25 protein-coding genes are annotated in these 24,815 nt (G+C 63.1%); 13 read left to right on the top strand and 12 right to left on the bottom strand.

The window, feature by feature from the left end; all coding sequences use genetic code 11:
• Positions 1 to 4: 4 nt before the first annotated feature.
• The 5 genes from mnmG to ABIB80_RS04475 all read right to left on the bottom strand — a co-directional run bounded on the left by mnmG (position 5) and on the right by ABIB80_RS04475 (position 6,338).
• The gene (gene mnmG / locus ABIB80_RS04495; RefSeq protein ID WP_007598619.1) at positions 5 to 1,885 is read right to left on the bottom strand and encodes a tRNA uridine-5-carboxymethylaminomethyl(34) synthesis enzyme MnmG; all 1,881 of its coding nucleotides are present in this window, start codon (positions 1,883 to 1,885) and stop codon (positions 5 to 7) included.
• Between the two features lie 446 nt (positions 1,886 to 2,331).
• On the bottom strand, positions 2,332 to 3,690 hold the full coding sequence (gene mnmE, locus ABIB80_RS04490) for a tRNA uridine-5-carboxymethylaminomethyl(34) synthesis GTPase MnmE (RefSeq protein WP_007598617.1): 1,359 nt from the start codon (positions 3,688 to 3,690) through the stop codon (positions 2,332 to 2,334).
• Positions 3,691 to 3,999: 309 nt separating this feature from the next.
• On the bottom strand, positions 4,000 to 5,265 hold the full coding sequence (gene rho / locus ABIB80_RS04485; protein ID WP_007598612.1) for a transcription termination factor Rho: 1,266 nt from the start codon (positions 5,263 to 5,265) through the stop codon (positions 4,000 to 4,002).
• A gap of 246 nt (positions 5,266 to 5,511) precedes the next feature.
• A complete protein-coding gene (gene hemJ, locus ABIB80_RS04480) occupies positions 5,512 to 5,946 on the bottom strand; it encodes a protoporphyrinogen oxidase HemJ (protein WP_007598610.1) in 435 nt (144 codons plus the stop codon).
• Between the two features lie 176 nt (positions 5,947 to 6,122).
• The gene (locus ABIB80_RS04475) at positions 6,123 to 6,338 is read right to left on the bottom strand and encodes a hypothetical protein (protein WP_007598608.1); all 216 of its coding nucleotides are present in this window, start codon (positions 6,336 to 6,338) and stop codon (positions 6,123 to 6,125) included.
• A gap of 66 nt (positions 6,339 to 6,404) precedes the next feature.
• Between ABIB80_RS04475 and ABIB80_RS04470 the strand changes: the two genes are divergently transcribed.
• The 4 genes from ABIB80_RS04470 to dnaQ are packed head-to-tail and all read left to right on the top strand — an operon-like array spanning position 6,405 to position 9,240.
• The gene (locus ABIB80_RS04470; RefSeq protein WP_007598606.1) at positions 6,405 to 7,244 is read left to right on the top strand and encodes a pyruvate, water dikinase regulatory protein; all 840 of its coding nucleotides are present in this window, start codon (positions 6,405 to 6,407) and stop codon (positions 7,242 to 7,244) included.
• Between the two features lie 19 nt (positions 7,245 to 7,263).
• Positions 7,264 to 7,872, top strand: coding sequence for a Maf family protein (locus ABIB80_RS04465; RefSeq protein ID WP_007598605.1), 609 nt, complete (start codon positions 7,264 to 7,266; stop codon positions 7,870 to 7,872).
• 23 nt (positions 7,873 to 7,895) lie between these two features.
• Positions 7,896 to 8,495, top strand: coding sequence for a dephospho-CoA kinase (coaE, locus tag ABIB80_RS04460; protein WP_007598603.1), 600 nt, complete (start codon positions 7,896 to 7,898; stop codon positions 8,493 to 8,495).
• Positions 8,496 to 8,523: 28 nt separating this feature from the next.
• A complete protein-coding gene (gene dnaQ / locus ABIB80_RS04455) occupies positions 8,524 to 9,240 on the top strand; it encodes a DNA polymerase III subunit epsilon (protein ID WP_007598597.1) in 717 nt (238 codons plus the stop codon).
• Here dnaQ and secB read toward each other — a convergent pair.
• A complete protein-coding gene (gene secB, locus ABIB80_RS04450) occupies positions 9,237 to 9,719 on the bottom strand; it encodes a protein-export chaperone SecB (RefSeq protein WP_007598595.1) in 483 nt (160 codons plus the stop codon). The genes dnaQ and secB overlap by 4 nt on opposite strands.
• A gap of 415 nt (positions 9,720 to 10,134) precedes the next feature.
• Between secB and ABIB80_RS04445 the strand changes: the two genes are divergently transcribed.
• From ABIB80_RS04445 to ABIB80_RS04405, 9 genes are all read left to right on the top strand, one after another.
• Positions 10,135 to 10,830, top strand: coding sequence for a Tim44/TimA family putative adaptor protein (locus tag ABIB80_RS04445; protein WP_007598593.1), 696 nt, complete (start codon positions 10,135 to 10,137; stop codon positions 10,828 to 10,830).
• Positions 10,808 to 12,334, top strand: coding sequence for a murein transglycosylase A (gene mltA, locus ABIB80_RS04440; protein ID WP_007598591.1), 1,527 nt, complete (start codon positions 10,808 to 10,810; stop codon positions 12,332 to 12,334). Before ABIB80_RS04445 ends, mltA begins: the two co-directional genes overlap by 23 nt.
• On the top strand, positions 12,331 to 12,921 hold the full coding sequence (locus tag ABIB80_RS04435; RefSeq protein WP_007598590.1) for a Smr/MutS family protein: 591 nt from the start codon (positions 12,331 to 12,333) through the stop codon (positions 12,919 to 12,921). The genes mltA and ABIB80_RS04435 overlap by 4 nt, the downstream gene beginning before the upstream one ends.
• 297 nt (positions 12,922 to 13,218) lie before the next feature.
• Positions 13,219 to 14,535: a sn-glycerol-3-phosphate ABC transporter substrate-binding protein UgpB gene (ugpB, locus tag ABIB80_RS04430; RefSeq protein ID WP_007598589.1), complete on the top strand. Its 1,317-nt coding sequence runs from the start codon at positions 13,219 to 13,221 to the stop codon at positions 14,533 to 14,535.
• A 47-nt stretch (positions 14,536 to 14,582) separates the two neighbouring features.
• Entirely contained in the window at positions 14,583 to 15,464 is an 882-nt protein-coding gene (gene ugpA, locus ABIB80_RS04425) for a sn-glycerol-3-phosphate ABC transporter permease UgpA (RefSeq protein WP_007598588.1), read from the top strand.
• Positions 15,464 to 16,312: a sn-glycerol-3-phosphate ABC transporter permease UgpE gene (ugpE, locus tag ABIB80_RS04420; RefSeq protein WP_007598587.1), complete on the top strand. Its 849-nt coding sequence runs from the start codon at positions 15,464 to 15,466 to the stop codon at positions 16,310 to 16,312. The genes ugpA and ugpE overlap by 1 nt, the downstream gene beginning before the upstream one ends.
• 5 nt (positions 16,313 to 16,317) lie before the next feature.
• Positions 16,318 to 17,397, top strand: a complete 1,080-nt coding sequence (locus tag ABIB80_RS04415; protein ID WP_354127090.1) for a sn-glycerol-3-phosphate import ATP-binding protein UgpC — start codon at positions 16,318 to 16,320, stop codon at positions 17,395 to 17,397.
• A gap of 297 nt (positions 17,398 to 17,694) precedes the next feature.
• A complete protein-coding gene (locus ABIB80_RS04410) occupies positions 17,695 to 18,120 on the top strand; it encodes an Hsp20 family protein (protein WP_007598583.1) in 426 nt (141 codons plus the stop codon).
• 51 nt (positions 18,121 to 18,171) lie between these two features.
• Positions 18,172 to 18,444 (top strand): BQ00720 family protein, encoded by a 273-nt coding sequence (locus ABIB80_RS04405; RefSeq protein ID WP_007598581.1) that lies wholly within the window; start codon positions 18,172 to 18,174, stop codon positions 18,442 to 18,444.
• A 564-nt stretch (positions 18,445 to 19,008) separates the two neighbouring features.
• On the opposite strand, the gene ptsN is transcribed toward ABIB80_RS04405, so the two are convergent.
• The 6 genes from ptsN to lptC all read right to left on the bottom strand — a co-directional run bounded on the left by ptsN (position 19,009) and on the right by lptC (position 24,797).
• Positions 19,009 to 19,470 (bottom strand): PTS IIA-like nitrogen regulatory protein PtsN, encoded by a 462-nt coding sequence (gene ptsN / locus ABIB80_RS04400; protein WP_007598573.1) that lies wholly within the window; start codon positions 19,468 to 19,470, stop codon positions 19,009 to 19,011.
• A gap of 238 nt (positions 19,471 to 19,708) precedes the next feature.
• On the bottom strand, positions 19,709 to 20,326 hold the full coding sequence (gene hpf / locus ABIB80_RS04395; protein WP_007598572.1) for a ribosome hibernation-promoting factor, HPF/YfiA family: 618 nt from the start codon (positions 20,324 to 20,326) through the stop codon (positions 19,709 to 19,711).
• Between the two features lie 80 nt (positions 20,327 to 20,406).
• Entirely contained in the window at positions 20,407 to 22,020 is a 1,614-nt protein-coding gene (gene rpoN / locus ABIB80_RS04390) for an RNA polymerase factor sigma-54 (RefSeq protein ID WP_007598570.1), read from the bottom strand.
• Positions 22,021 to 22,111: 91 nt separating this feature from the next.
• Complete coding sequence (lptB, locus tag ABIB80_RS04385) at positions 22,112 to 23,110, bottom strand: LPS export ABC transporter ATP-binding protein (protein ID WP_007598569.1); 999 nt, start codon at positions 23,108 to 23,110, stop codon at positions 22,112 to 22,114.
• A 236-nt stretch (positions 23,111 to 23,346) separates the two neighbouring features.
• A complete protein-coding gene (locus tag ABIB80_RS04380; protein WP_007598568.1) occupies positions 23,347 to 24,075 on the bottom strand; it encodes an LptA/OstA family protein in 729 nt (242 codons plus the stop codon).
• Complete coding sequence (gene lptC, locus ABIB80_RS04375; protein WP_007598567.1) at positions 24,072 to 24,797, bottom strand: LPS export ABC transporter periplasmic protein LptC; 726 nt, start codon at positions 24,795 to 24,797, stop codon at positions 24,072 to 24,074. The genes ABIB80_RS04380 and lptC overlap by 4 nt, the downstream gene beginning before the upstream one ends.
• Positions 24,798 to 24,815: the final 18 nt, after the last annotated feature.

The raw sequence follows: 24,815 nt of genomic DNA, 5'->3' as shown, positions 1-24,815 counted from the left end.
AAACCTATGCGATCGCTTTGGACGTCTTCCGCGCTTCGCGGCGGAGATAGGCCGCAAGGATGCCGAGCGCGGCCGGCGTCATCCCGTCGATTCGGCCGGCTTGGCCAACCGTGAACGGACGTGCCTTCTCCAGCTTGGCCCGGACCTCATTGGAGAGACCGGGGACCTGCTGGTAGTCGACGTCCGACAGCACCATCCCCTCGTCCCGCCTGAAGGCTTCAACGTCGGCGCTCTGGCGCTCCAGATAGACGTCGTACTTCGCGTCGATCTCGAGATGGGCGGCAATGACGGGATCAATGGCAGCGAGCTCCGGCCAGATCGCACGGACCTGACTCCAGCCGATGTCGGGATAGGCCATCAGCTCGAAGGCCGACCGCCGCTGGCCGTCCCGGTTCAGGGACAGTCCATGCTTGATCGCTTCGTTCGGGGTGATCGTCAGCGACTTCGACAGCGCTCGAGCCGCATTCAGGGCGTCCATCTTGGCGCGATGATGCACGGTCCGGGCGCTCCCGACGCATCCCAGGGCGATGCCCTTCTCGGTCAAGCGCTGATCGGCATTGTCTGCGCGCAGGGTCAGCCGGTACTCGGCCCTGGAGGTGAACATCCGATAGGGTTCGCTGATGCCGCGGGTGACGAGGTCGTCGATCATGACGCCGAGATAGCCATCGGCGCGGTCGAACACGGTCAGCGCGGCGCCGCTCGCGGCCAATGCCGCGTTCAGCCCGGCCACGATGCCCTGGCCAGCGGCTTCCTCGTACCCCGTGGTGCCGTTGATCTGCCCGGCCAGGAACAGGCCGCGCAGACGCTTGGTCTGGAGGGTCGGATCGAGCTCCCGGGGATCGACGTGGTCGTATTCGATGGCATAGCCCGGCCGGACCATCTTGACCCGCTCCAGGCCGGGAATGGTTGCGAGGATGGCGAGCTGGACCTCCTCCGGCAGCGAAGTGGAGATGCCGTTGGGATAGACCGTGCTGTCGTCGAGCCCCTCCGGCTCCAGGAAGATCTGGTGACCATCGCGATCGCCGAAGCGAACGATCTTGTCCTCGATCGAGGGGCAATAGCGCGGTCCGGAGCTCTTGATCTGGCCGGAGTACATCGGAGAACGATGGACATTGGCCCTGATCACGTCGTGGGTCGCAGGCGTGGTGCGGGTGATCCCGCACTGGATCTGTGGCGTCGTGATTCGCTGGGTCATCACCGAAAACGGCTCCGGAGGCTCGTCCCCCGGCTGCATCTCGACCGCCGGCCAGTCGATCGTGGTGCCATCCAGACGCGGCGGTGTCCCTGTCTTGAGCCGTCCAAGGGTGAACCCGGCGCGCTCGAAGGACGTCGAAAGGCCCATTGCCGGCGCCTCGCCAACCCTGCCGGCCGGCCAGTTCTTCTCTCCGAGATGGATCAGACCGCGGAGGAAGGTGCCGGTGGTGACGACGACAGCCCCTGCCCGAAGTTCGCGGCCATCTGCCAGGCGCAGGCCGATCACCCGTCCCTCGACCACGATCAGCTCGTCCGCCTCGCCTTCGATGACGGAAAGACCCTCGGTCTCCCGGATCGCCGCCTGCATCGCGGCGGCATAGAGCTTCCGGTCGGCCTGGGCGCGCGGACCACGCACCGCCGGGCCCTTACGTCGATTGAGGACGCGAAATTGGATGCCGCCGGCGTCTCCGACCCGGCCCATCAGACCATCGAGCGCGTCGACCTCGCGAACCAGATGGCCCTTGCCGAGACCGCCAATCGCGGGATTGCAGGACATTGCGCCGACCGTGGAGAAACGGTGCGTCACCAGGGCGGTCGCCGCGCCCATCCGGGCAGAGGCAGAAGCGGCCTCACAGCCGGCGTGGCCGCCGCCAATCACGATGACGTCGAAGCTCTCTCGCTCTGTTCGCATGGGCGGACTTCTAACTCAGAGGCGGGCAAGCCGGAAGTGGAAACTGGTCAAGGCAGTTGTTTCACGTGAAACGGGGAAAGCGGAGCCCAAGTGTTTTCCGCGAAAACAACCCCATGCACAGTAGAATGGCCCTTGGAAAGATTACCATTTTTAGTCAGGGGAAATGGAGATTACGAAGGGAAAAGCGTGGTCCGTAGGTCGCAACGCCTGAGGACGGACGGTGATCGGAAAGGCCACGGCAGAGCCTACAACCGGCATTGCGGGGTGTCCCTTCCGCACTCCCGCTCCTTAAGGCGCCATCGCTCGCAGCGCAGTCAGTCCCGAGGGCGACCGAGTGAACCTCAAGGGCCAATGTTTCACGTGAAACAGCTTGAACAGCGGCTGCCGCGTTTCACGTGAAACGGAAGAGGTGGAACAAAGGCTAGTTCTACAATGAAGAACTAGCGCTACTTCCCAACACAGAATTTCTGGAAAATGGCACCCAAGACGTCTTCGACATCCACCCGACCCAACAGCCGGCCCAAGGCATAGGCCGCAGCGCGCAGCTCTTCGGCGGCGAGCTCCTCACCCTGTTCTACGAGATCCAGACTCCGGCGCAAGCTGTCCGCTGCCCGGCGGAGCAGATCCCGTTGGCGGGCCCGGGTCACCAAGGCCCCCTCGGTCGTTCCGAAGAAGTCGGCGGCGAATTTCACGAGGGCATCGACCAGCTCGGGGATGCCGTCCCCCCGGCTCGCTGCGATTCCGAACTCACCGCGCGGGCCGACGTCCTCGACCCCGCCAAGATCGATCTTGTTGCGTACGATCCAGACCGAGCCGCCGGAGCGACTGCCTGCGTTGCCGGACTTCCCCAGCAGCGGCATCGCGGCCGGATCAACAGCGCGCCCACCCTCCACCAGCCACAACACGAGGTCGGCGTCTTCGGCTCGCGCCCGCGCCCGGCGCACACCCTCCTGCTCGACTGGATCGTCGGTCTCGCGAATCCCGGCCGTGTCGATCACCGTGACGGGATAGCCGTCGAGATCGAGCTGCACCTCGATCACATCGCGCGTCGTACCGGCATGCGGCGAGACGATCGCGACGTCGCGGCGCGCGAGCTGGTTGATCAGCGTCGACTTGCCGACATTCGGCTCGCCCGCGATCGCAACCACCAAGCCGTCTCGCAAGCGTTCAGCTTGTCCCTGTGCCGCAAGGACTTCTGTGATTTCGTCGTGCAGCGCACTGATCGCCTTCACCGCAGGCGCCATCAACTCGGCGGGCACATCGCCCTCGTCGGAGAAATCGATGCCGGCCTCGATCAAGGCCGAGGCGTCGATGATGCGCTCCCGCCAGTCGCGCGCGCGATTGCCGAGGAGACCCTGCAGCTGCCGTAACGCCTGGCGGCGCTGGCGGTCGGTGTCGGCGTGAATGAGATCGTCGAGGCCCTCCGCTTCGGTCAGGTCGAGCTTGCCGTTCTCGAAGGCGCGCTGGGTGAATTCGCCGGGCTCGGCGGCGCGCATATTCGGAATTACGGAGATAGCGGCGAAGAGTGCCGCCAGCACCGCGCGGCCGCCATGGACGTGAAATTCGGCGACGTCCTCGCCGGTCGCGCTGGCGGGGCCTGGAAACCACAACACCACCGAATCGTCGATCGGCTGGCCCACGCCGTCATGAAGCAGCCGGCGGCTGGCCTGTCTCGGCGCCGGCAGCTTGCCCGCCAGCGTCGTCAACGCCAGGCTGGCGCCTGGCCCGGAGACGCGCACCACCGCGAGCGCACTCGGCGGACGGCCGGACGACAGCGCAAAGATGGTCTGGTCTCGCGGATGCATGGCCTATTTGTCCGGCTGAAAGGGAAAAGGCAAACATCTGTTTCTGCCGACGAACGGCGGGTTTTGCTGCGCCAAATCCTGCAGCAAAACCTATGTTGCAATGCAATATATCCAGTGGCAATTGCTGCGAGAATTACTCACTGCGGAATGATAAACGAGCCGGATAATAAATATTACCAAGTAGTATCAAGGCCTTATTACAAAATCCGGTCGAGGCAACAAACACGCCGCCATGCTGCACCTTCGCTGCAGCAAAGCCGCACAAAAAAAGGGCGCCCGGAGGCGCCCTTTGATCATATTGCACCGCAATCAGGTGTTCATCGAGTCGAAGAACTCGGAATTGCTCTTGGTCGAACGCAGCTTGTCGAGCAGGAAGTCGATACCGTCCATCGTCCCCATCGGATTCAGGATGCGGCGGAGCACGTACATCTTCTTCAGGACCACCGGATCGGTGATCAGCTCTTCCTTGCGGGTGCCGGAGCGCGAAATGTCGATCGCCGGGAAGGTCCGCTTGTCCGAAACCTTGCGGTCGAGGATCAGCTCCGAGTTACCGGTGCCCTTGAACTCTTCGAAGATGACTTCATCCATGCGGCTGCCGGTATCGACCAGCGCGGTCGCGATGATCGTCAACGAGCCGCCCTCTTCGATGTTGCGGGCGGCGCCGAAGAACCGCTTCGGCCGCTGCAGCGCGTTGGCATCGACACCGCCGGTCAGCACCTTACCCGATGACGGCACCACGGTGTTGTAGGCGCGGCCGAGGCGCGTGATGGAGTCCAGCAGGATCACCACGTCGCGGCCATGCTCGACCAGGCGCTTGGCCTTCTCGATCACCATCTCGGCGACCTGGACGTGGCGCACCGCCGGCTCGTCGAAGGTCGAGGAGACGACCTCGCCCTTCACCGAGCGCTGCATGTCCGTGACTTCTTCCGGACGTTCGTCGATCAGGAGCACGATCAGATAGCACTCGGGATGATTATGCGCGATCGAGTGCGCGATGTTCTGCATCAGCACCGTCTTGCCTGTGCGCGGCGGCGCGACGATCAGCGCGCGCTGGCCCTTGCCGATCGGCGCGACGATGTCGATCACCCTTGCAGAAAGGTCTTTCCGCGTCGGATCGTCGATTTCCATGCGGAAGCGCTGATTCGGAAACAGTGGCGTGAGGTTGTCGAAATTGACCTTGTGCTTGGCCTTTTCCGGGTCCTCGAAATTGAGCGTGTTGACCTTCAGCAACGCGAAATAGCGCTCGCCCTCTTTCGGGCTGCGGATGTGGCCTTCGATGGTGTCGCCGGTGCGCAGGCCAAAACGGCGGATCTGCGAGGGCGAAACGTAGATGTCGTCCGGGCCCGGCAGATAATTCGCATCGGGCGAACGGAGGAAGCCGAAGCCGTCGGAGAGAACCTCGACGACGCCTTCGCCGACGATATCGGTCTCGGCGAGCGCAAGCTGCTTGAGGATGGCGAACAGCAGCTCCTGCTTGCGCATGGTGCTGGCATTCTCGACCCCGTTCTCTTCCGCGAACGAGACGAGCTCGGCCGGCGTCTTCGACTTGAGGTCCTGGAGTTTGATTTCCCGCATTGGGGTGGTCCTGTGGGGTAACCTGGGGAGGGGTGCGAGGAGGCTCTGAAATGCGGACGCGAAAAGGTAAGGTCCGCAGGTCTGGCAAGGAGAGCGCCGGTGAGGCTTCAAACCTGATGGGGTGTCCGGCCTCTGGAAAGCTCAGACACGACCACATCCGCCTGCGTTGGGTGGGATATTGCTAATATAGAAAATCGCCTCTCACTCCGCAAGCAGAAGCACTGAGCGATTGTTCGCGACCCCTGCCTAGAACGGCTTCACGATCACCATGATGACGATCAGAATCATCAGGCCAGTGGGTACCTCGTTGATAATCCGATAAAATTTCTGGCTCCGGGGGCGCCGATCCGCGGCGAAATCCTTCAGCCAGCGCGAAAAAAAGCCGTGGACCGCGGACATCGCGAGGACCAGTGCCAGTTTTACGTGCAGCCAGCCGAAGCTGAACCAATGGCCAGCCCAGGCGAGATAGAGCCCGGCGAGCCAGGTCACGATCATGGCGGGGTTGATGATGGCCTTGAACAGCCGCCGTTCCATGATCTTGAACGTTTCCGACTGCTTCGAGCCGATGTCGGCCTCGCAATGATAAACGAACAGCCGTGGCAGATAGAGCATGCCCGCCATCCAGGAGATGACGGCGATCACATGCAGCGCCTTGATCCAGAGATAGACGTCTTCAAACATGTCTGGGATCCGGATTCCTGCCCAGCCGCGGGGAACGCTGGGGATAGTAAGAACTCGTTAAGGTCTTGCCTGCACACATATCCGTCCGTAGCGCCCTTCTCCAATAAGAATCTTAGATTCTTAAGGTTTGAGTCTATGTGACGGTGAATTGGACTCACACATTTCCGTCCGCCCGTTCACACGCGCTTGTTCACATCCATCAACATATCCCTGATCACTCTGGCCGCCCTCGATAAGGCGGTCAGCTTCAAAGGCTTGCGCGTTTCTGTCGGCAGCTTATCAAGAGGGTTATCGGCACAATCCCGTTTCCCTTTCGACGGGGCGCCGAACTTGTTCTCACGGGCAGTGGTGTGAAGAAAATTGGCACTTGTCCCGCCCCCGGTGTCGCGCATCCCTTTCCGAGGGGTTAAGGTCCACAGAAATCCACAAACCAAACCGGTTTCATACAAAGGGCTTTTGTGCCGACCTCGAACAATTATTTCCATCTGCACCTCGTGTCCGATTCCACCGGTGAGACGCTGATCACGGTCGCGCGGGCCGTTGCCGCCCAGTACGCCAACGTGACCCCGGTCGAGCACGTCTATCCGCTGGTGCGCAGTCAGAAACAGCTCGATCGCGTGCTCGACGAGATCGAGGAAGCGCCGGGAATCGTGCTGTTCACGTTGCTCGAGAAGGATCTGGTCGCCAGGCTCGAGGACAAGTGCAAGGGGATCAATGTTCCGAGCCTGTCGATCATCGGCCCGGTGATGCAATTGTTCGAGGCGTATCTCGGAGCCGCCACGACCGGCCGGGTCGGTGCCCAGCACGTGCTCAACGCCGAATACTTCAAGCGCATCGACGCGCTGAACTACACGATGATCCATGATGACGGTCAGCATGTCGAAGGGCTCGACGACGCGGACGTGGTGCTCGTCGGTGTCTCCCGCACCTCCAAGACCCCGACATCGATCTATCTTGCCAACCGTGGCATCCGCACCGCCAACGTGCCGCTGGTTCCAGGCATTCCGGTGCCGTCGCAGTTGGAAACGTTGACGCGACCGCTGGTGGTGAGCTTGCATGCGACGCCGGAACGCTTGATCCAGGTGCGCACGAACCGCCTGCTCTCGATGGGCGCCGATTCCAGCGGCGACACCTACACGGACAAGCAGTCGGTCGCCGAAGAGGTCGCATTTGCCCGCAAGCTGAGCGCCAAGCACGATTGGCCGCTGCTCGACGTCACGCGGCGCTCGATCGAGGAAACCGCCGCGGCGATCATGAAGCTCTATAGTGATCGTCAGCGTAACCGGCCTTCTGAATAGTTTTGGGAATAGTTTCGTGATGGGTCTGTGGCTCGGCAAATCCTCATTGATCCTGGCCTCGCAGAGCAGCGCGCGAAAGATGCTGCTGGCCAATGCCGGGCTCGAGTTCAAGGTGATCACAGCTGATATCGACGAGCGCGCGATCCAGGCCGCCTCCGGGCTGTCTGGTCCGCGCGAGATTGCCTTGCTGCTGGCGCGCGAAAAGGCCAAGGCGGTCTCGGCTCATCACGCTGGAAGCACCGTCATCGGTGCGGATCAAACGCTGGCGCTTGGCGATCGCATCTTCAACAAGCCTGCGGGCCGCGCCCAGGCGCTGGCGCAACTGCGCGATCTCTCCGGACACAGCCATGAGCTGAATTCTGCCGTGGCGATAGCACGTAATGGTGAGATCATCTTCGAGGACGTCTCGGTCGCCCGCCTCACCATGCGGCAGATGACCGAGGCCGAACTTTCGACCTATCTCGACATCGCCGGCGATGCCGTCACCACCAGCGTCGGCGGCTATCAGCTCGAAAGCCTGGGGATCCATTTGTTCGAGCGTATCGAGGGCGACCACTTCACCATTCTCGGCTTGCCGCTGCTGCCGCTGCTTGCGTTCCTGCGGCACGAGCGGCTAGTTGCGGTGTGATTGGCAAAGATGGCTGGGCGCTGATGCGAATCTTGGGACTGACCGGCTCGATCGGGATGGGAAAATCCACCACCGCGAAATTATTCGCGGAGGCTGGCGTCCCTGTCTACGATGCCGATGCCGCCGTCCATCAGCTCTATGAGGGCGAGGCTGCGCCCGCGATCGAGGCCGCCTTCCCCGGCACCACCGCGAACGGCAAGGTCGATCGGTCAAAACTGTCGGCGCGTGTGGTGCACGATGCTGCGGCCATCAAGCAGCTGGAGCAGATCGTCCATCCGATGCTGGGCGCTTCCCGCAAAAAATTCTTCGCCGACGCCGAAGCCGCCAAGGCGCCCGTCGTGGTGCTGGACATTCCACTGCTGTTCGAGACTGGGGGCGAGACGCGGGTCGATGCCGTAGTCGTGGTGACGACGTCTCCGGAACTGCAGCGCGAGCGGGTGCTGGCGCGCGGCACGATGGACGAGGCCAAGCTCGACGCCATCATCGCCAAGCAGACACCCGACGCGGAAAAGCGCAGGCGTGCCGATTTCGTGGTGGATACGTCCCACGGACTCGATCCGGTGCGCGCCCAAATCGCGCACATCCTGGCGGAGGTCGTTAAGATGCCGCAGCGGCGCGCCTGATTCGGCGCCTGACACGGCTTCTCAGATCATGCGCGAAATCGTTCTCGACACAGAAACCACCGGCCTCGACCCGCTGCGGGGAGACCGCCTGGTCGAAATCGGCTGCGTCGAGATGCTCAATCGCATGCCGACGGGGCAGAGTTTCCACGTCTATATCAATCCCGAAAGGGACATGCCGGCAGAAGCCTTCGCGGTGCACGGGCTGTCGGCCGAGTTCCTGGCGACCAAGCAGCTGTTTCACGAGGTCGTCGACGATTTTCTGGAGTTCATCGGCGATGCGCCGCTGGTGATCCACAATGCCTCGTTCGACATCAGCTTCATCAATGCCGAGCTCGACCGGATCAAGCGCCCGGCGATCCCGCGTGAGCGGTTGGTCGATACGCTGCTGCTGGCACGGCGTAAGCATCCCGGCGTGTCGAACCGGCTCGACGATCTCTGCTCGCGCTATGCGATCGACAATTCACGCCGCACCAAGCACGGCGCGTTGCTCGACGCCGAGCTGCTTGCGGAAGTCTATGTGGATCTGGTCGGGGCGCGGCAATCGCAGCTGCTGCTGGCCTCGGAATCCGAGGAGACTCGCGCCAACGGGGCTGCTGATGCGCCACGGCGGCAGCGGCCAGCGCCGCTCGCGCCGCGGATTTCAGACGCCGAGCGCGAGGCCCACCGGGCCTTCATCGCAACGCTCGGCGACAAGGCGATCTGGAACGAGTTCTTGCCCGCTCCAGCTGTCGCTTCGGCCGGTTAGGCCTGACCGCTCGGCTGAGCGGCCATTTGCCGCTCCATGTTCTGACGATAGAGGCCGACGAAGTCGACCGGGTCCAGCATCAAAGGCGGGAACCCGCCGTCGCGCACGGCCGTGGCGATGATCTCACGGGCGAACGGGAACAGCAGGCGCGGGCATTCGATCATTACCAGCGGATGCAAATTGTCCTTCGGCACGTTGGAGATGCGGAACACGCCGGCATAAGCGAGCTCGAACGAGAACATGATCTTGCCGGCGGTCTCGGCCTTGCCCTCGACCGACAGGGTCACCTCGAACTCCTGTTCGCTGAGGTTGTTGGCGCTCACATTGATCTGGATGTTGATCTGGGGCGGTTGGCTCTGCTGCTGGAGCGAGCTGGGCGCATTCGGATTTTCGAACGAGAGGTCCTTGGTATATTGCGCCAGGACGTTGAGCTGGGGAGCCTGGGCCGCCTCGGGAGGGGTGCCGTTACCGTTGGTCATAAGAGTGTCTCCTTACCCGATTGGGCTGAATTTCGCGGCGGTTGGCTAACATAGGGCTACCTCGTTCCACAAGGACGAACGGTCCCGGATGGGGAATTCCGGCCACGGCCACAACTGCGGCGTTCATCCCGCCGATCCAGCGCAACTGCGCCTTAAACGATTGAAGATGCGCGATTTCCGGCCAGGATCGGGTTTCCCCTTAAGCATAAAACGCGCTACACTCGGTGCTGTGCCAAAAGGCGCCATTGGCCGGGCAAGATTTCGTGCCTACATCCCACGGACCTGACGCGCGGACCCGAAATGGTGATGTGGACTTGCCGTTCCGGTATGGAACGGTCTACTGGCCGGATCGATTTTCCCGGCACGATCCTTTCGAGACGGCCCCTTCTACAGACGACCAGAAAGCGAATACGACGTGGACATCTACACCATCATCTTCCTGGCGCTGGCGGTCTTCATCTTTCTGAGGCTGCGCAGCGTGCTGGGGCAGCGCACCGGCAACGAGCGGCCGCCGTTCGACCGTAACGCGCTCCAGGGTGCCCAGGACAAGAACGTCGTCACCATGCCGGGCAAGGTCATCGACCAGGCTCCGTTGGCGCCGACGGCCGAGCCGGCCCCGCCCTCCGACCGCTGGAAGGGCCTGACCGAGCCGGGCACCGTGCTCGCCCAAGGTCTCGATTCCATCGTCGAAAAGGACTCCACCTTCGATCCGCGCCATTTCATCTCCGGCGCCCGCGGCGCCTATGAGATGATCGTGCTGGCCTTTGCCAATGGCGACCGCCGCGCGCTGCGCGACCTGCTGTCGTCGGAGGTCTATGAGAGCTTCGATGCCGCAATCAAGGAGCGTGAGAAGAACGAGCAGAAGACCGAGACGCGCTTTGTCTCGATCGACAAGGCCGAACTCGTCGGCGCCGAGCTGCGCGACCGCACCGCCCAGCTCACGATCCGCTTCGTCTCGCAGATGATCTCGGCCACGCGTGACAAGGCCGGCAACATCGTCGATGGCAGCGCCGACACCGTCGCTGACATCACCGACATCTGGACTTTCGCCCGCGACATCACCTCTCGCGATCCGAACTGGAAGCTGGTTGGCACCGGAAGCGCGAATTAAGGCTTTCCTGAAGACCAGCGCGACGGCGCTCTGCGCAGGTGCCGTCGCGCTGTCGTCGTTTTCACTTGGCGCCGAGGCGGCGCGGCGCCACTATCGCAGCCATCACCATCATCTCCCGGAATTGCCTGCCGCGCCGCCGCGCGCCTTGCCGTATCCGCAGCTTCCCCTGCCGTTCGAGATTCCCGGCGCGCAATATCTGCCGCTGGCCTGGGCCGACGTGAAGGGCTGGGGCGACGACAATCATCTCGCCGCCTACCGGACCTTTCGCGCGAGCTGCCGTCCGATCAGCGCCCAGACCGGCGCGCCCGAACCGAAGGCTTTGGGCGCCTCTCTGGCCGAACCATGCCGGGTCGCCAAATCGCTCGAGCTTACCGACGACGCCAGGGCCAAAACCTTTTTCGAGGAAAATTTTGCGCCGCTACGGATCTCTCGCCTCGGCGAGCCGGATGGTTTCGTCACCGGCTATTACGAGCCGGTGCTGGAGGGATCGCGCACGCAGACCGACGTCTACAACGTCCCGGTCTATCGCCGCCCGTCGAACCTGTTCGTGCGCGGCTACAAGCAGGATTCGGTCAGCCTGCCCAACAAGGGCCCGGTCTATCGCAAGATCGGCCGCCGCAAGCTGGTCCCCTATTACGACCGCGCCGAGATCGAGGACGGCAAGATCGCCGGCCGCGGACTCGAGATTGCCTGGCTGAAGGACCCGACCGATCTGCTGTTCGCCCAAATCCAGGGCTCGGCGCGGATCAAGTTCGACGATGGCGGCACGGTCCGGCTCAACTACGACGCCTATAACGGCTATCCCTATACAGCGGTCGGTCGCATCCTGATCGAGCGCGGCATCATTCCGAAGGAAGAGATGTCGATGCAGAAGATCAGGGAGTGGATGGCGCAGACACCAGACGGTGCCAAGGAGCTGCGGCGCCAGAACCGCTCCTACATCTTCTTCCGCGAGGTCAATCTGTCCGACAAGGAGGAGGCCGTCGGCGCGCAGGGCATTCCGCTGACGGCCGGCCGCTCGATCGCGGTCGACAAATCGCTCCACGTCTACGGCACGCCGTTTTTCATCGAAGGCGAGTTGCCGATCGATTCCGAACGCGCGAAGACGCCGTTCCATCGGTTGATGATCGCGCAGGACACCGGCTCGGCCATCATCGGTCCGGCGCGCGCCGATCTCTATTTCGGCGCGGGCCAGGAGGCCGGCCGCGTCTCCGGGCGGCTGCGCCATGCCATGCATTTCGTGATGCTGGTGCCGAAGGGTCTCGATCCCACGGCGCGTGCCGCGCGGCTGCCGGTGCCGGACCCGCGGCCGTCGGAGAAGATCGCGAAGCTGTTTCCGCAAACAGAGCCCGCGAAGGACAAGCCGGCGGCAGCCGAGGCGCAAAGCAGGAGCGAGACGGTCGCTGTCGCCGGTCCAGTCCCGCTGCCGGTGCCGCGTCCCGTGATCGAGCCGGTTCAGGAGCCGCGGCGGCCGGTGAAAAATCGTTCCCATCGGCAGCAATGAAGCGATCGTCCCGTCCGCCCGTGCTGGAGCCTCGTCCCTCGCCGCGCCGTCGCGCGCTGAGCGAAGAAGAGCGCGCGCTGTGGGATACGGTCGCAAAGCAGGTCAAGCCGCTGAGGAAGCCTCGTGCGGTGAAGGCGCAAGCTGCGCCGCGCACCGAGCCTTCCCCCGCAGCGCCCCCCACGCGGCCTGCGCCATCACCACGTCCGATTGCCGCTGCCCCGGCACTGCGTGCAGCGAAGCCGGCGGTGCCGCCGCTGGCGCCGCTCGGCAAGCGCGAGCGCACAAAGTTGTCGCGCGGGCGCAGCGAGATCGAGGCGCGGCTCGATCTGCACGGCATGACCCAGATGCGCGCGCATCGCGCACTGACCGGATTTCTGCACCGCGCTCATCATGACGGCCTGACCTTCGTGCTCGTCATCACCGGCAAGGGCCGAAGCGGCGGCGAAAGCGGCGTGCTGCGCCGCCAGGTGCCGGAATGGCTGAGCCTGCCGGAATTCCGGGCTTTTGTGGTCGGCTTTGAGGAAGCCGGTATCGGCCATGGCGGCGAGGGCGCGCTTTACGTGCGGATCAGGCGGGCGAGATTCTAACCGCGGGCTCGCTGCAACCTCTCCCGCGTGCCTTGCGGGTGAGGTTTCGGAGCCCGCGGGACGATCGTCTGCTTCACTATTCTGCTGAAGACGTAGCGACCAACCCATCACTCCCGAATGCTGCACCGCGAACGGAGGACGCCGCTCGCGGCATTCGCCTATTTGACGGCTTCCCTTTTGCCGCGCTTGCCGCTTTCGTTTCGGCCGCTTACACAGTCATGTGAACGTCATATGGCGCTGCTAGCGCAAGCGATCATTTTTGACGGCCCAAGAGAACGGCCAAGGGAGGTTTACTTGATGGCTCTTAGACACTTTGGAGCGGCTGCCGCTATTGCGCTCACGGTTGGACTATCGGCCTCGCCGGCCTTGGCCGTGACCGAAATCCAGTGGTGGCACGCGATGACCGGCGCCAACAACGACGTCATCGTCAAGCTCGCCACCGATTTTAACGCGTCGCAGAGCGACTACAAGGTGATCCCGACCTACAAGGGCAACTATCCCGATACGATGAACGCCGGCATCGCGGCGTTCCGCGCCGGCAACGCCCCGCACATCATGCAGGTGTTCGAAGTCGGCACCGCGACCATGATGGCCGCGACCGGCGCCGTGAAGCCCGTCTACAAGCTTATGGCGGACGCCGGCGAAAAGTTCGATCCCAAGATCTACCTGCCCGCCATCACCGGCTACTATTCGACGTCGAAGGGCGAGATGCTCTCATTCCCCTTCAACTCGTCCTCGACTGTGATGTGGGTGAACCTCGACGAGCTGAAGAAGGCGAACGTGGAGATTCCGAAGACCTGGCCCGAAACGTTCGAGGCCGCCAAGAAGCTGAAGGCTGCGGGTCACGACACCTGCGGCTTCTCCGGCTCCTGGGTCACATGGGTCAATCTCGAGCAGCTCTCGGCCTGGCACAACGTGCCGCTCGCCAGCAAGGCCAACGGCCTCGACGGCTTTGACACCGTGCTCGAGTTCAACGGACCGCTTCAGGTCAAGCATCTCGAAACCCTTGTCGAGCTGCAGAAGACCAAGACCTATGACTACGCCGGCCGCACCAACACCGGCGAAGGCCGCTTCACCTCCGGCGAATGCCCGATCTACCTGACCTCGTCGGCGTTCTTCGGCAACGTCAAGGCGCAGGCCAAGTTCAACTTCACCGCCGTGCCGATGCCGTATTATCCCGACGTCAAGGGCGCGCCGCAGAACTCGATCATCGGCGGCGCTTCGCTCTGGGTGATGGGCGGCAAGTCGGCCGAGGAATACAAGGGCGTCGCGAAATTCCTGACCTTCCTCTCGGACACCGATCGCCAGGTCTATATCCACAAGGCGTCAGGCTATCTGCCGATCACCAAGGCGGCCTACGCCAAGGCAAAGGAAGAGGGCTTCTACAAGGATCAGCCCTATCTCGAGACCCCGCTGCTCGAGCTGACCAACAAGGAGCCGACCGAGAACTCGCGCGGCCTGCGCCTCGGCAACATGGTGCAGCTGCGTGACGTCTGGTCGGAAGAGATCGAGCAGGCGCTGGCCGGCAAGAAGACCGCCAAGCAGGCGCTGGATTCCGCCGTCGAGCGCGGCAACACGATGCTGCGGCAGTTCGAAAAAACCGCCGTCAAGTGAGGCAATGAGCGGCAGGCCGCGACCCGGCCTGCCGCTCTGCTGGCATCATGCAAAAGCAAGCCATTTTCCAGTCAAGGCTGTTACCGTACGCGCTGGTTGCGCCGCAGCTCGCGATCGTCCTGATTTTCTTCTATTGGCCGGCCCTGCAGGCGGTGATCCAGTCCTTCCTGCTCCAGGATGCGTTCGGTCTGTCGACCACCTTTGTCTGGTTCGAGAATTACATCGAGCTGTTCAAGGACGCGGCCTATTTCGAGGCGATCGCCCGAACGTTCTTCTTCTCGTTCGCCATCGCCGTCTCGTCGCTGTCCTTCGCGCTGCTGCTCGCCGTGATGGCGGACAAGCCGCTGCGTGGCTCGATGCTCTACCGCACGCTCCTGATCTGGCCCTATGCGGTGGCGCCGCCCGTGGTCGGCGTGCTCTGGATCTTCATGCTGCATCCCTCGCTCGGCGTGCTCTCGCGCTATCTGCGCAACGTGGGCATCGACTGGAATCCGCTGCTCGACGGCGACCAGGCCGCGGCGTTGATCATCCTCGCCGCCGCGTGGAAGCAAATCTCCTATAATTTCCTGTTCTTCCTCGCAGGCCTGCAAGCGATCCCCAAGAGCGTGTTCGAGGCCGCCGCGATCGATGGCGCCCGTCCGATGCGGCGGTTCTGGACCGTGACTTTCCCGCTGCTATCGCCGACCATCTTCTTCCTGCTGGTGGTCAACATCGTCTACGCCTTCTTCGACACGTTCGGCATCATCGACACTATGACCCGCGGCGGACCCGGAACGTCGACGGTCACGCTGGTCTACAAGGTCTATTCCGACGGCCTGCTTGGCGGCAATCTCGGCAGCTCGGCGGCGCAGTCGGTGATCCTGATGGTCATGGTCATCGTGCTCACCGGAATCCAGTTCCGGTTCGTCGAACGCAAGGTGACCTACTGATGGTCGAGGAAGAGGGCTTCCGGCGCTACATCGCCCATATCATCCTCTGGATCGGGATCGCGATCGTCGCTTTCCCCGTCTACATCGCGTTCGTCGCTTCGACCCAGGACAACGCGCTGATCGCCAACGGACAGATGTCACTGCTGCCGGGCGGTCATTTCTTCGAGGTTTACTACCAGACCATTTTCGTCGGCACGAGCGGATCGACCCGCGAGCCCGTCGGCAACATGATGCTGAACTCGCTGGTGATGGCCTTGCTGATCGCGGTCGGCAAGATCGCAATCTCGATCATCTCGGCCTACGCGATCGTCTATTTCCGCTTTCCGTTCCGGATGCCGATCTTCTGGATCATCTTCATCACGCTGATGCTGCCGGTCGAGGTCCGCATCTATCCGACCTACAAGATCGTCGCAGATCTGCACATGCTCGACAGCTATGCGGGCCTGTCGCTGCCGCTGATCGCCTCGGCCACCGCGACGCTGCTGTTCCGCCAGTTCTTCATGACGGTGCCGGACGAGCTGCTGGAGGCCTCGCGCATCGACGGCGCCGGTCCCCTGCGCTTCTTCTGGGACACGCTGCTGCCGTTGTCGCGCACCAACATGGCGGCGCTGTTCGTGATCCTCTTCATCCTCGGCTGGAATCAATATCTCTGGCCGCTGCTGATCACCACCCGCGACGACATGCAGACCATCCAGGTCGGCATCCGCAAGATGATCACCACCACTGACGCGCTGACCGAATGGCCGATCGTGATGGCGACCGCCGTGCTCGCGATGCTGCCGCCGGTGTTCGTCGTCGTCGTAATGCAGAAATTGTTCGTGCGCGGACTCGTGGAGACGGAAAAGTAAATCCCATGGCTAACGTCACTCTGCGCAACGTCCGCAAAACCTATCCCGGCGGCTTCGAGGCCATCAAGGGCGTCAACGTCGATGTCGGCGACGGCCAGTTCTGCGTGCTGGTCGGTCCCTCCGGCTGCGGCAAGTCGACATTGCTGCGCATGGTCGCGGGCCTCGAGACCGTCACCGGCGGCGAGATCGACATCGGCGGCCGCATCGTCAACCAGATCGAGCCCGCCGACCGCGACATCGCGATGGTGTTCCAGAACTACGCGCTCTATCCGCATATGAGCGTCTTCAACAACATGGCCTACGGCCTGCGCAACCGCGGCATGAAGGAGGCCGAGGTCAAGACCCGCGTCGACGAAGCCGCGCGCGTGCTCGAGCTCACCTCGATGCTGGAGCGCAAGCCGCGCCAGCTCTCCGGCGGCCAGCGCCAGCGTGTCGCCATGGGCCGCGCCATCGTGCGTCAGCCAAAAGTGTTTCTGTTCGACGAGCCGCTGTCCAACCTCGACGCAAAACTCCGCATCGCGATGCGGGTCGAGATCCGCAAATTGCAGCGCCGGCTCAACACCACGTCGATCTACGTCACCCACGACCAGCTCGAGGCGATGACTCTCGCCGACGTTCTCGTGGTCATGAATGGCGGTCAGGTCGAGCAGGTCGGCAATCCCCTGGCGATCTACGAAAAGCCGGCCACGACCTTCGTCGCCTCCTTCATCGGCGCGCCGCCGATGAACCTGATGTCGATTCGCGCCGATGAAATCAAATCGCAGCTCGGCAGCACTAACGCCGGCATCCTCGGCATCCGCCCGGAAGACTTCGTGATCACCGACCAGACCCCGGCCGGCGGCGTCACGCTCCCGCTCACCGTGGAAGCGATCGAGCGCGTCGGCGCCGAAACCTTCGTCTACGGCACGCGGGCTCAGGACGAGCAGCGCATCGCTGCCAATCCCGGCGAGCTGCCGCCCGGCGAGGTCATCGTCCGCATTCCCGGCTCAGAGGCACCGCCGATCGGCGAGAAGATCCGCGTCGCAGCGACGCGCCAAAAGCTGCATCTGTTCAGCGGCGACGGCCGGACGCGGATTGAGGCCTGACCGGGTTCCGCGGGGCCGCCGATTAAAAAACGCGAAAACAACCCCATGCACCATAGAAGGGGGTTTGTTTTCGTTGAGAAAAATCGCGCCGCAATTTCGTCGTGCCGGGCTTGTCGCAGGCGTTTCGCGCCATGACGACAAGTCGGCATTTGTGCATGGCAGAGTAAGTGAGCTGCCAATCCACAGCCCCCGGCTACGTCCTTGAACCTACAAGCGGATATGCCCATATTGCTGATCAAGGGGTGCCTGTACGGGGCCCTGATGCACCAAAGTCGCTTCGAGAGGACTTTGTAAACTATGTCTCGTGTTCCCACGCTTTCCAGTCCGTTCCTTCTGGGCTTCGACGAGATCGAGCGCGTGCTCGATCGGGTCGTCAAAGGCGCCGACGGTTACCCTCCCTACAATATCGAGAGGTGCGACCGGTCGGAGGGCCAGCCCGAGCGGTTGCGGATCACGCTGGCGGTCGCCGGATTCACCCGCGACCAACTCGATGTAACCATTGAGGAAAACCAGCTCGTCATTCGCGGACGGCAGCAGGACGACAAGACCCGGCAATACATCCATCGCGGCATTGCCGCGCGCCACTTCCAGCGCACTTTCGTGCTGGCGGAGGGGATGCTGGTGCTGGGTGCGGATCTGAAGAACGGATTGCTGGCGATCGATCTTGCCCGGCCGGAACCGGAGAGGATCGTTAAGACAATCGCTATCAATGAGCACGAATAATGGAACGAGTAGCGGACTCGACCGCTTAGTTTCTGTGAAGGAGTCGAGACCATGAGTGAAGGTCACGTTGCGTTCGAATACGAAGCCAAGAACGTCTCGCCCGAGACGCTGGCAACCCTCGGCGAAGGCCATATCGCCTATGTGAAGCAGATCCGCTCTGAGGATGTGCCGGGCCTGTTTCCCGAAGCGCCGAAGATCGCGCCGGGCCTCAAGCTCTTCGCGCTCCACGCCGCCGACGGCACGCCGATCATGCTGACCGACAGCCGCGAAGCCGCGATCGCCAACGCCTGGAGCAACGAGCTGCAAGCGGTGAGCGTGCACTGAGCACGCGCGCGTCGCACGAATAGAGTTTCAAGCGGGCATGCCTTCGAAGGAAGGGGTGCCCGCTTTGCTTTTAACGTACACTTGGTCCAAGTCCGGGGTCGCTTTAGATTGGCTCGATCGAGCCACGCGCTCCCTCAACCTCTCCCGCTTGCGGGGGAGGTCGGCGCGAAGCGCCGGGTGGGGGCTTTCTCCTCGCGGGGGTACTCTCCACCATCTCAACAATCCCAACGCGGAGACACCCCCACCCCAGCCCTCCCCCGCAAGCGGGAGAGGGAGCACACTGTCTTCGCAGCAGAGATTGAGCTTCATCAGATCACAACGACGACGGAGATCGCGGAATGCCCAAACCCGAAGAGATCAATCAAGATTGGGCACAAGCGATGGCTGCCGACTCGAACAGGATGTCGACGTCACCAAACCTTAGCGATCCAAATGCTCAGCCGACCGGTGGAGATATTGTCGTTGCACTCGCGAATTCGCCACTCGTAGGGATCGAAATTGCTCGACTATCCATTCGACCCACGGTGCGATCAGAACCACGAGATATGGACGAGTGGTTTTAAGTTACGCCGCAGTCGCCGGCGGCAGCGCGAGCACCGAATAGATCGCCTGGGCATCGCGCGAGGCGCGGAGTTTTTTCGCGATGTCCTGGTCGCGGAGCAGGCGGGCGATGCGGGCTAGTGCCTTCAAATGATCGGCGCCGGCGCCTTCGGGGGCGAGCAGCAGGAAGACGAGATCGACCGGCTGGCCGTCCATCGATTCGAAATCGATCGGACGATCGAGGCGCGCGAACAGTCCGAAGATCTTTTCCAGCTTGGGCAGCTTGCCGTGGGGAATGGCGACGCCGTAGCCGACCGCGGTGGTGCCGAGCTTCTCGCGTTGCAGGAGCACTTCGAACACGGAACGCTCGTTCTGCCCGGTCAGCTCGGCGGCCCTGGCCGCGAGTTCCTGAAGCGCCTGCTTCTTGCTGTTGACTTTCAATGCCGGGAGAATCGCCTCGGGCGCGACCAGATCGGTAATCGGCATGGAAGTCTTCCGAGGTGAATGAAAACGTCAGGTTCCGAATTGGCCAGCCTGGACAAAGAACCTGGGCGGGCCGACGTCAAGAAGATGAAGCAGGAGGCGGACTTAGCTCGCCCCTGATGTGGGGGGCTTCTACTCCAACGCAATCCCGGTGCCAACTCCCGCGTGCAGCTTTGCCCCGGTCATTGTTAAGGCGGAAAGGAGCCCCCGCGCCGGGCCGCAGGGGCGTCGTCCGGCGGCCTCAGGCCTTGCCAGCCACCTTGCCGTCCGCCTTGACCCCCGGGGGGTCGATCCAGCCGACATTGCCGTCGGCCCGGCGGTAAATGATGTTCACCCGGCCCGAGGAGCCGTGCTGAAACACCAGGCAGGGCGCCCCGCTGAGGTCGAGTTCCATGACTGCTTCGCTGACGGACAGCGGCTTCAGCGAGGTGGTGGCCTCGGCGATGATGACGGGGCTGTAGCCGGTGATTTCGTCCTCGTCCTCACCTTCGCCCGGCGCCTCCAGCACGTAGCTGGTGGCATCCATGGCGGCCAGCGCCGCGGAGGCGACATGGGCCTTGCGGGCGGAGCGGTCCTTGAGCCGGCTCTTGTAGCGCTTGAGCCGCTTCTCGATCATCAGCAGCGCCTGGTCGGCACTGGCATAGGCATCCGGTGCGTTCGAATCGGCCTCAAGCGTAATTCCCGAATCAAGATGCAGCGCACAGTCGGTGCGGAAGCCGAAGCCGTCCTTGCTCAGCGTGATGTGGCCGGAATAATTACCGTCGAAATATTTGCGCAGGACCTCTTCAGTCCGGTCGGTGACGCGGCCGCGCAGGGCCTCGCCGACGTTGACGCTCTTTCCCGAGATGCGGAGAGTCATGTGAACCTCGCTTGGTTCGTGCCTGGCCAGGATCGGGCCCGATAGCGGATCGAGAGTAGCGCGATTTGGCGCCGACGCAATCAGGCCGGTTCGGGATTGCGGGAGCGATCGGCCATGGCGGTGGAGAGGACGTTACCAAGAGCGCTCTGCTTGTCGCGACGGCGTTGCACCGAGGAAGGAATGCGCATGGCTTCGCGGTACTTCGCGACCGTGCGGCGGGCGATATCAATGCCCGAGCCGCGCAAGCGTTCCACGATGGTGTCGTCGGATAGGATCGCGGACGGCGCCTCCGCATCGATCAGCAGCTTGATGTGGTGACGCACGGCTTCGGCCGAATGCGCCTCGCCGCCATCGGCCGAGGCGATCGAGGCCGTGAAGAAATATTTCAGCTCGAACGTGCCGCGATTGGTCGCCATGTATTTGTTGGCGGTGACGCGCGACACCGTGGATTCATGCATCTGGATGGCGTCGGCGACGGCCTTCAGATTCAGCGGTCGCAGATGCGCCACGCCATGGGTGAAGAAGCCGTCCTGCTGGCGCACGATCTCGGTTGCGACTTTCAGGATGGTGCGAGCGCGCTGGTCGAGCGCACGCACCAGCCAGGTCGCGTTCTGAAGCGCGTCGGTGAAATACGATTTGTCGCCGTCCTTGCCGATCTTCTTCGAGAGCTGCGAATAGTAGGTCTGGTTGACCAGCACGCGCGGCAAGGTGTCGCTGTTGAGCTCGACATGCCAGCCGCCATCGGGGCCCGGGCGGACATAGACATCGGGCACCATGGTCTGGAGCCGGGCTGTACCGAACTTCATGCCGGGCTTGGGATTGAGCCGGCGGATCTCGCCGATCATGTCGGCGATGTCCTCGTCGTCGACGCCGCAGAGCTTGCGCAAGGCCGCGACGTCGCGCTTGGCGAGGAGATCGAGATGCTCGACCAGGGCCTGCATCGCGGGATCGTAGCGGTCGAGCTCGCGGAGCTGGATCGCCAGGCATTCGCTCAAATTGCGCGCGCAGACGCCGGGCGGATCGAATTTTTGCAGCACGGCAAGAACGTTCTCGACATCCTGCTGCGATGCGCCCAGCCGTTCGGCGGCCTGGCCGAGATCCGGGGGCAGATAGCCGGCCTCGTCGACGAGGTCGATCAAATACTGGCCGATCATGCGCTGCGCTGCGCCGGTGAAGGCAACCGAGAGCTGCTCGGCGAGATGGTCGCCGAGCGTGGTCTCCGCGGCGACGAAGGCTTCGAGATTGTAGTCCTCGTCACCGGAGGCGCCGCCGCCCCATTCGGTATAGGTGGTCGGCGCCGCATCCTGGGCGTTGCGCGCGGCCGCTTCGGCGGGTTCCTCGGAGAAGACGTTGTCCAGCCCGGTGTCCATGGTCTGCTCGATCTCGGCGCGGGTGCCGAGATCCTTGCTCATCCACTCTTCCTGGCCGGGCTCGAAGGCTTCGCCCGGGCCGCCGCCCGGCTCGTCGTTGTGGCCGCCATCGCTGTCGTTGAACTGGCCGGTCTCGGCCGGGCCCTCGCCCACGGGCGGCTCGTCGTTGGCCCGTTCCAGCAACGGGTTACGCTCGAGTTCCTCTTCGACGAACGTCGTGAGATCGAGGTTGGACAATTGCAGCAGCTTGATCGCCTGCATCAACTGCGGCGTCATGACTAGCGACTGCGATTGCCGGAACTCTAATCTCTGCGAAAGCGCCATGAAGCAAGAACCGATCCCAAAAAGTTGGTCCGATTTTTGCTTATCTTAGTCCGAGCCCGATGTACACGTCTTGACGAAATGGAAAAACGGGCTAGAGGCGGAATTCCTCGCCAAGGTAAAGGCGGCGCACGTCCGGATCGGCGACGATCTCATCCGGGCTGCCCTCGGTCAGGATTTCCCCGGCATAGACGATGTAGGCGCGATCGGTGAGGCCGAGCGTCTCGCGCACATTGTGGTCGGTGATCAGCACGCCGATGCCGCGGTTGGTGAGATGGCGGACAAGGTCCTGGATGTCGCCGACCGCGATCGGATCGATGCCGGCAAAGGGCTCGTCGAGCAGCATGTAGTTCGGACGCGTCGCCAGCGCGCGCGCGATCTCGACGCGGCGCCGCTCACCGCCGGACAGCGCGATCGACGGCGATTTCCGCAGGCGCGTGATGTTGAATTCGTCGAGCAGCGAGTCGAGCTGCTGCTCGCGCTTCTTGCGCGAGGGCTCGACCACTTCGAGCACGGCGCGGATGTTCTGCTCGACGGTGAGACCGCGGAAGATCGAGGCTTCCTGCGGCAGATAGCCGATGCCGAGCCGTGCGCGCTGATACATCGGCAGCTTGGTGACGTCGTGGCCGTCGAGCTCGATGGCGCCGCGATCGGCCTTGATCAGGCCGGTGATCATGTAGAACACGGTGGTCTTGCCGGCGCCGTTGGGCCCGAGCAGGCCGACCGCTTCGCCGCGGCGCACATAGATGCTGACGCCGCGCACGACTTGGCGGCTGCCAAAACTCTTTTCCACGCTATGCACAGCCAGGAAGCCCGGCCGCTTCAAGAGCTGAGGCCCGCCGGAACCGTTGGCCCTGCCGGCGGCCCTCACGGGATGAACCGCCTGGGCCCGGGGCGGCTCGGCCTCATAGTCGCCTTGGAACTGATCGGGCGCATGCATCGGCTGGTTCCGGGCGATCGGCGGCGCGTCCCTGACTGGGCTGGCCACGAGGCCGCCGACGCTGTCACCGAGCGCGGTGATGTCCTGGCGTGCAAATCCTGGCCGGCCGCGTTTGGCGGGGTGCCGACGGAACATGCTGAAGAGATCGACCATCCCCGCCTTCTAGCCTTTCGCGACGATCCTGCGCGATCTTCGCGCGATCTGCCGCGCCGGCCTCAGGATTCGCCGACGCAGCATGAATGAAGGCATGTCTCATGCCCAGTGAAACACGCCCGAAAAGCGGCGAACCCCGCTTCGAAAGCCCTTCGCGCTAGATACAGTCTCGGCGGGCAAGCTTCAACCTCGGATCGGGATCATCCAGATCAAGGCGTTGAAATCGCGAACGGAATTTACTTTGGCTTGTTCCCGCCGGGCAACTGCAAAGGCGGGGCCGTGCCCGGGGCCACCGGCGTCCCGCATTTGCCGTTCTGTCCGCCCTGGGACTGGATGAACAGGCCTTGCACCCTTCCGCTGTCCGACTCCACCCGGGAGACGCCGGTGGTCATGTCGACCAGGAGGCGGTCGCCGCGCAGCACGTTCTGGCACTGCGTCAGCACGACCTGGCTCCCAGCTCCGCCGAGCATGGTGATGAGATTGGTCTTCGTATCGAACACCGCGGTCTCGCCGGTCACCACCTGGTCCTTTTGGGTGACCACGACATTGCCGCGTGCCTCCAGCCGCTTGATCGAGGAGCTACCGCCCGGGCCCGGTGTCGCCGACTGGATCGGCGCGGCCTTCGCACCCTTTGCTGCCGCAGGCTGCGGCGTCGCCGGCTTGTCGCCGCCCGAGTCGTAGAACACCACCAGCGTCTTCGAGGTCATGGTGGTATCGCCCTGCACGACCTTCACGTTGCCCGAGAAGGTCGCCTCCTTTTTCTTATCGCGCATCTCGAGCGATGCAGCGTCGATCTGGATCGGCTGATCGCGGTTCTGCGAAAAACCCTGCATCGCGTTGGGCACGCTCGCCGAGCTCTGTGCGTGCGCCGCATCTGCAGTGAGCAGCAAGAGACCGGAGACAAGCGTCGCTACACTGACAGCAATGCGACGCTTGCTCAGATGAAGATGGGTCATGAGAATCATTTTGAATTCGCGGATTTGTTCTTGGACTTCGCCGCCGGCGGCGGCGTGGGCTCGACCGGCGCGGGCGCGCTGGCGGCGGGATCGTCCAGCTTGTCGAGGTGCATCACCACATTGCCTTCGAAGCGGATGACGTCGCCGCCCTCCGTGATCCGCAGCCGATCGGCGGTCAGCGTTCCGTTGGTCAGCTTGACGTCGACATGCTCATCAGAGGAGACCGTGCCCTTGCCCATGTCGACGAAGGCCGAGTTCAGCCGCGCCTCATAGCCGGTCGAGGTGCGCAGGAAGATGTCCTTGTGCAGGTCGAGCTGCTGCTGCTTGTTGTCGAATCTTCCGGTGCGGGCATCGAGAAACAGGGTCGATTGGTCTTCCATCAGCACTTTCGCGCGCAAATCATGGAGATCGACATGATCGGGATCGGTGATGTCCTGGGTCGCGGTCTTGGCCCAGAGCTCGTAGGGCCGTTGGTCCGGAGTAAAGCCGGACATATGCGGCGATTCCATCGTGATCTTGGTGCCTGTGACCACGAGATTTCCGGAGTCGAGCTTCACGGGGATCTGGAACGGGTTGAAAATGGTCGAGATAAGGACGAGCAGACCCATTGCCGCAGCCACTGTCGCCGGCACCGCGACGCGCAGAATCCGCACCAGGCGGCTGTGGCGCGCCGCGCTGGCGAACTTCGCCGCAAGCGCGGCATCATAGGTGACATTATGGGCCGAATTCACCTGGGCTCCTGAGGTGTC

The organism is Bradyrhizobium sp. i1.15.2 (assembly GCF_040548425.1).
Lineage (GTDB): Bacteria > Pseudomonadota > Alphaproteobacteria > Rhizobiales > Xanthobacteraceae > Bradyrhizobium > Bradyrhizobium canariense.
Note: the sequence above shows the minus strand (reverse complement) of the source record. Positions and strands in the feature narration are given on the sequence as shown.

Coding starts and splice junctions, on each gene's coding strand:
- lptB (WP_007598569.1), bottom strand. CDS start 23,110: ATGGTCGATCTCTTCAGCATGTTCCGTCGGCACCCCGCCAAACGCGGC.
- secB (WP_007598595.1), bottom strand. CDS start 9,719: ATGACCAACGGTAACGGCACCCCTCCCGAGGCGGCCCAGGCTCCCCAG.
- mnmE (WP_007598617.1), bottom strand. CDS start 3,690: ATGCATCCGCGAGACCAGACCATCTTTGCGCTGTCGTCCGGCCGTCCG.
- rpoN (WP_007598570.1), bottom strand. CDS start 22,020: ATGGCGCTTTCGCAGAGATTAGAGTTCCGGCAATCGCAGTCGCTAGTC.
- ABIB80_RS04465 (WP_007598605.1), top strand. CDS start 7,264: ATGGGTCTGTGGCTCGGCAAATCCTCATTGATCCTGGCCTCGCAGAGC.
- ugpA (WP_007598588.1), top strand. CDS start 14,583: ATGCAAAAGCAAGCCATTTTCCAGTCAAGGCTGTTACCGTACGCGCTG.
- coaE (WP_007598603.1), top strand. CDS start 7,896: ATGCGAATCTTGGGACTGACCGGCTCGATCGGGATGGGAAAATCCACC.
- ugpE (WP_007598587.1), top strand. CDS start 15,464: ATGGTCGAGGAAGAGGGCTTCCGGCGCTACATCGCCCATATCATCCTC.
- hemJ (WP_007598610.1), bottom strand. CDS start 5,946: ATGTTTGAAGACGTCTATCTCTGGATCAAGGCGCTGCATGTGATCGCC.
- ABIB80_RS04415 (WP_354127090.1), top strand. CDS start 16,318: ATGGCTAACGTCACTCTGCGCAACGTCCGCAAAACCTATCCCGGCGGC.
- ABIB80_RS04475 (WP_007598608.1), bottom strand. CDS start 6,338: ATGCGCGACACCGGGGGCGGGACAAGTGCCAATTTTCTTCACACCACT.
- ABIB80_RS04380 (WP_007598568.1), bottom strand. CDS start 24,075: ATGATTCTCATGACCCATCTTCATCTGAGCAAGCGTCGCATTGCTGTC.
- mnmG (WP_007598619.1), bottom strand. CDS start 1,885: ATGCGAACAGAGCGAGAGAGCTTCGACGTCATCGTGATTGGCGGCGGC.
- ABIB80_RS04410 (WP_007598583.1), top strand. CDS start 17,695: ATGTCTCGTGTTCCCACGCTTTCCAGTCCGTTCCTTCTGGGCTTCGAC.
- ABIB80_RS04435 (WP_007598590.1), top strand. CDS start 12,331: ATGAAGCGATCGTCCCGTCCGCCCGTGCTGGAGCCTCGTCCCTCGCCG.
- ugpB (WP_007598589.1), top strand. CDS start 13,219: ATGGCTCTTAGACACTTTGGAGCGGCTGCCGCTATTGCGCTCACGGTT.
- ABIB80_RS04405 (WP_007598581.1), top strand. CDS start 18,172: ATGAGTGAAGGTCACGTTGCGTTCGAATACGAAGCCAAGAACGTCTCG.
- rho (WP_007598612.1), bottom strand. CDS start 5,265: ATGCGGGAAATCAAACTCCAGGACCTCAAGTCGAAGACGCCGGCCGAG.
- hpf (WP_007598572.1), bottom strand. CDS start 20,326: ATGACTCTCCGCATCTCGGGAAAGAGCGTCAACGTCGGCGAGGCCCTG.
- dnaQ (WP_007598597.1), top strand. CDS start 8,524: ATGCGCGAAATCGTTCTCGACACAGAAACCACCGGCCTCGACCCGCTG.
- ptsN (WP_007598573.1), bottom strand. CDS start 19,470: ATGCCGATTACCGATCTGGTCGCGCCCGAGGCGATTCTCCCGGCATTG.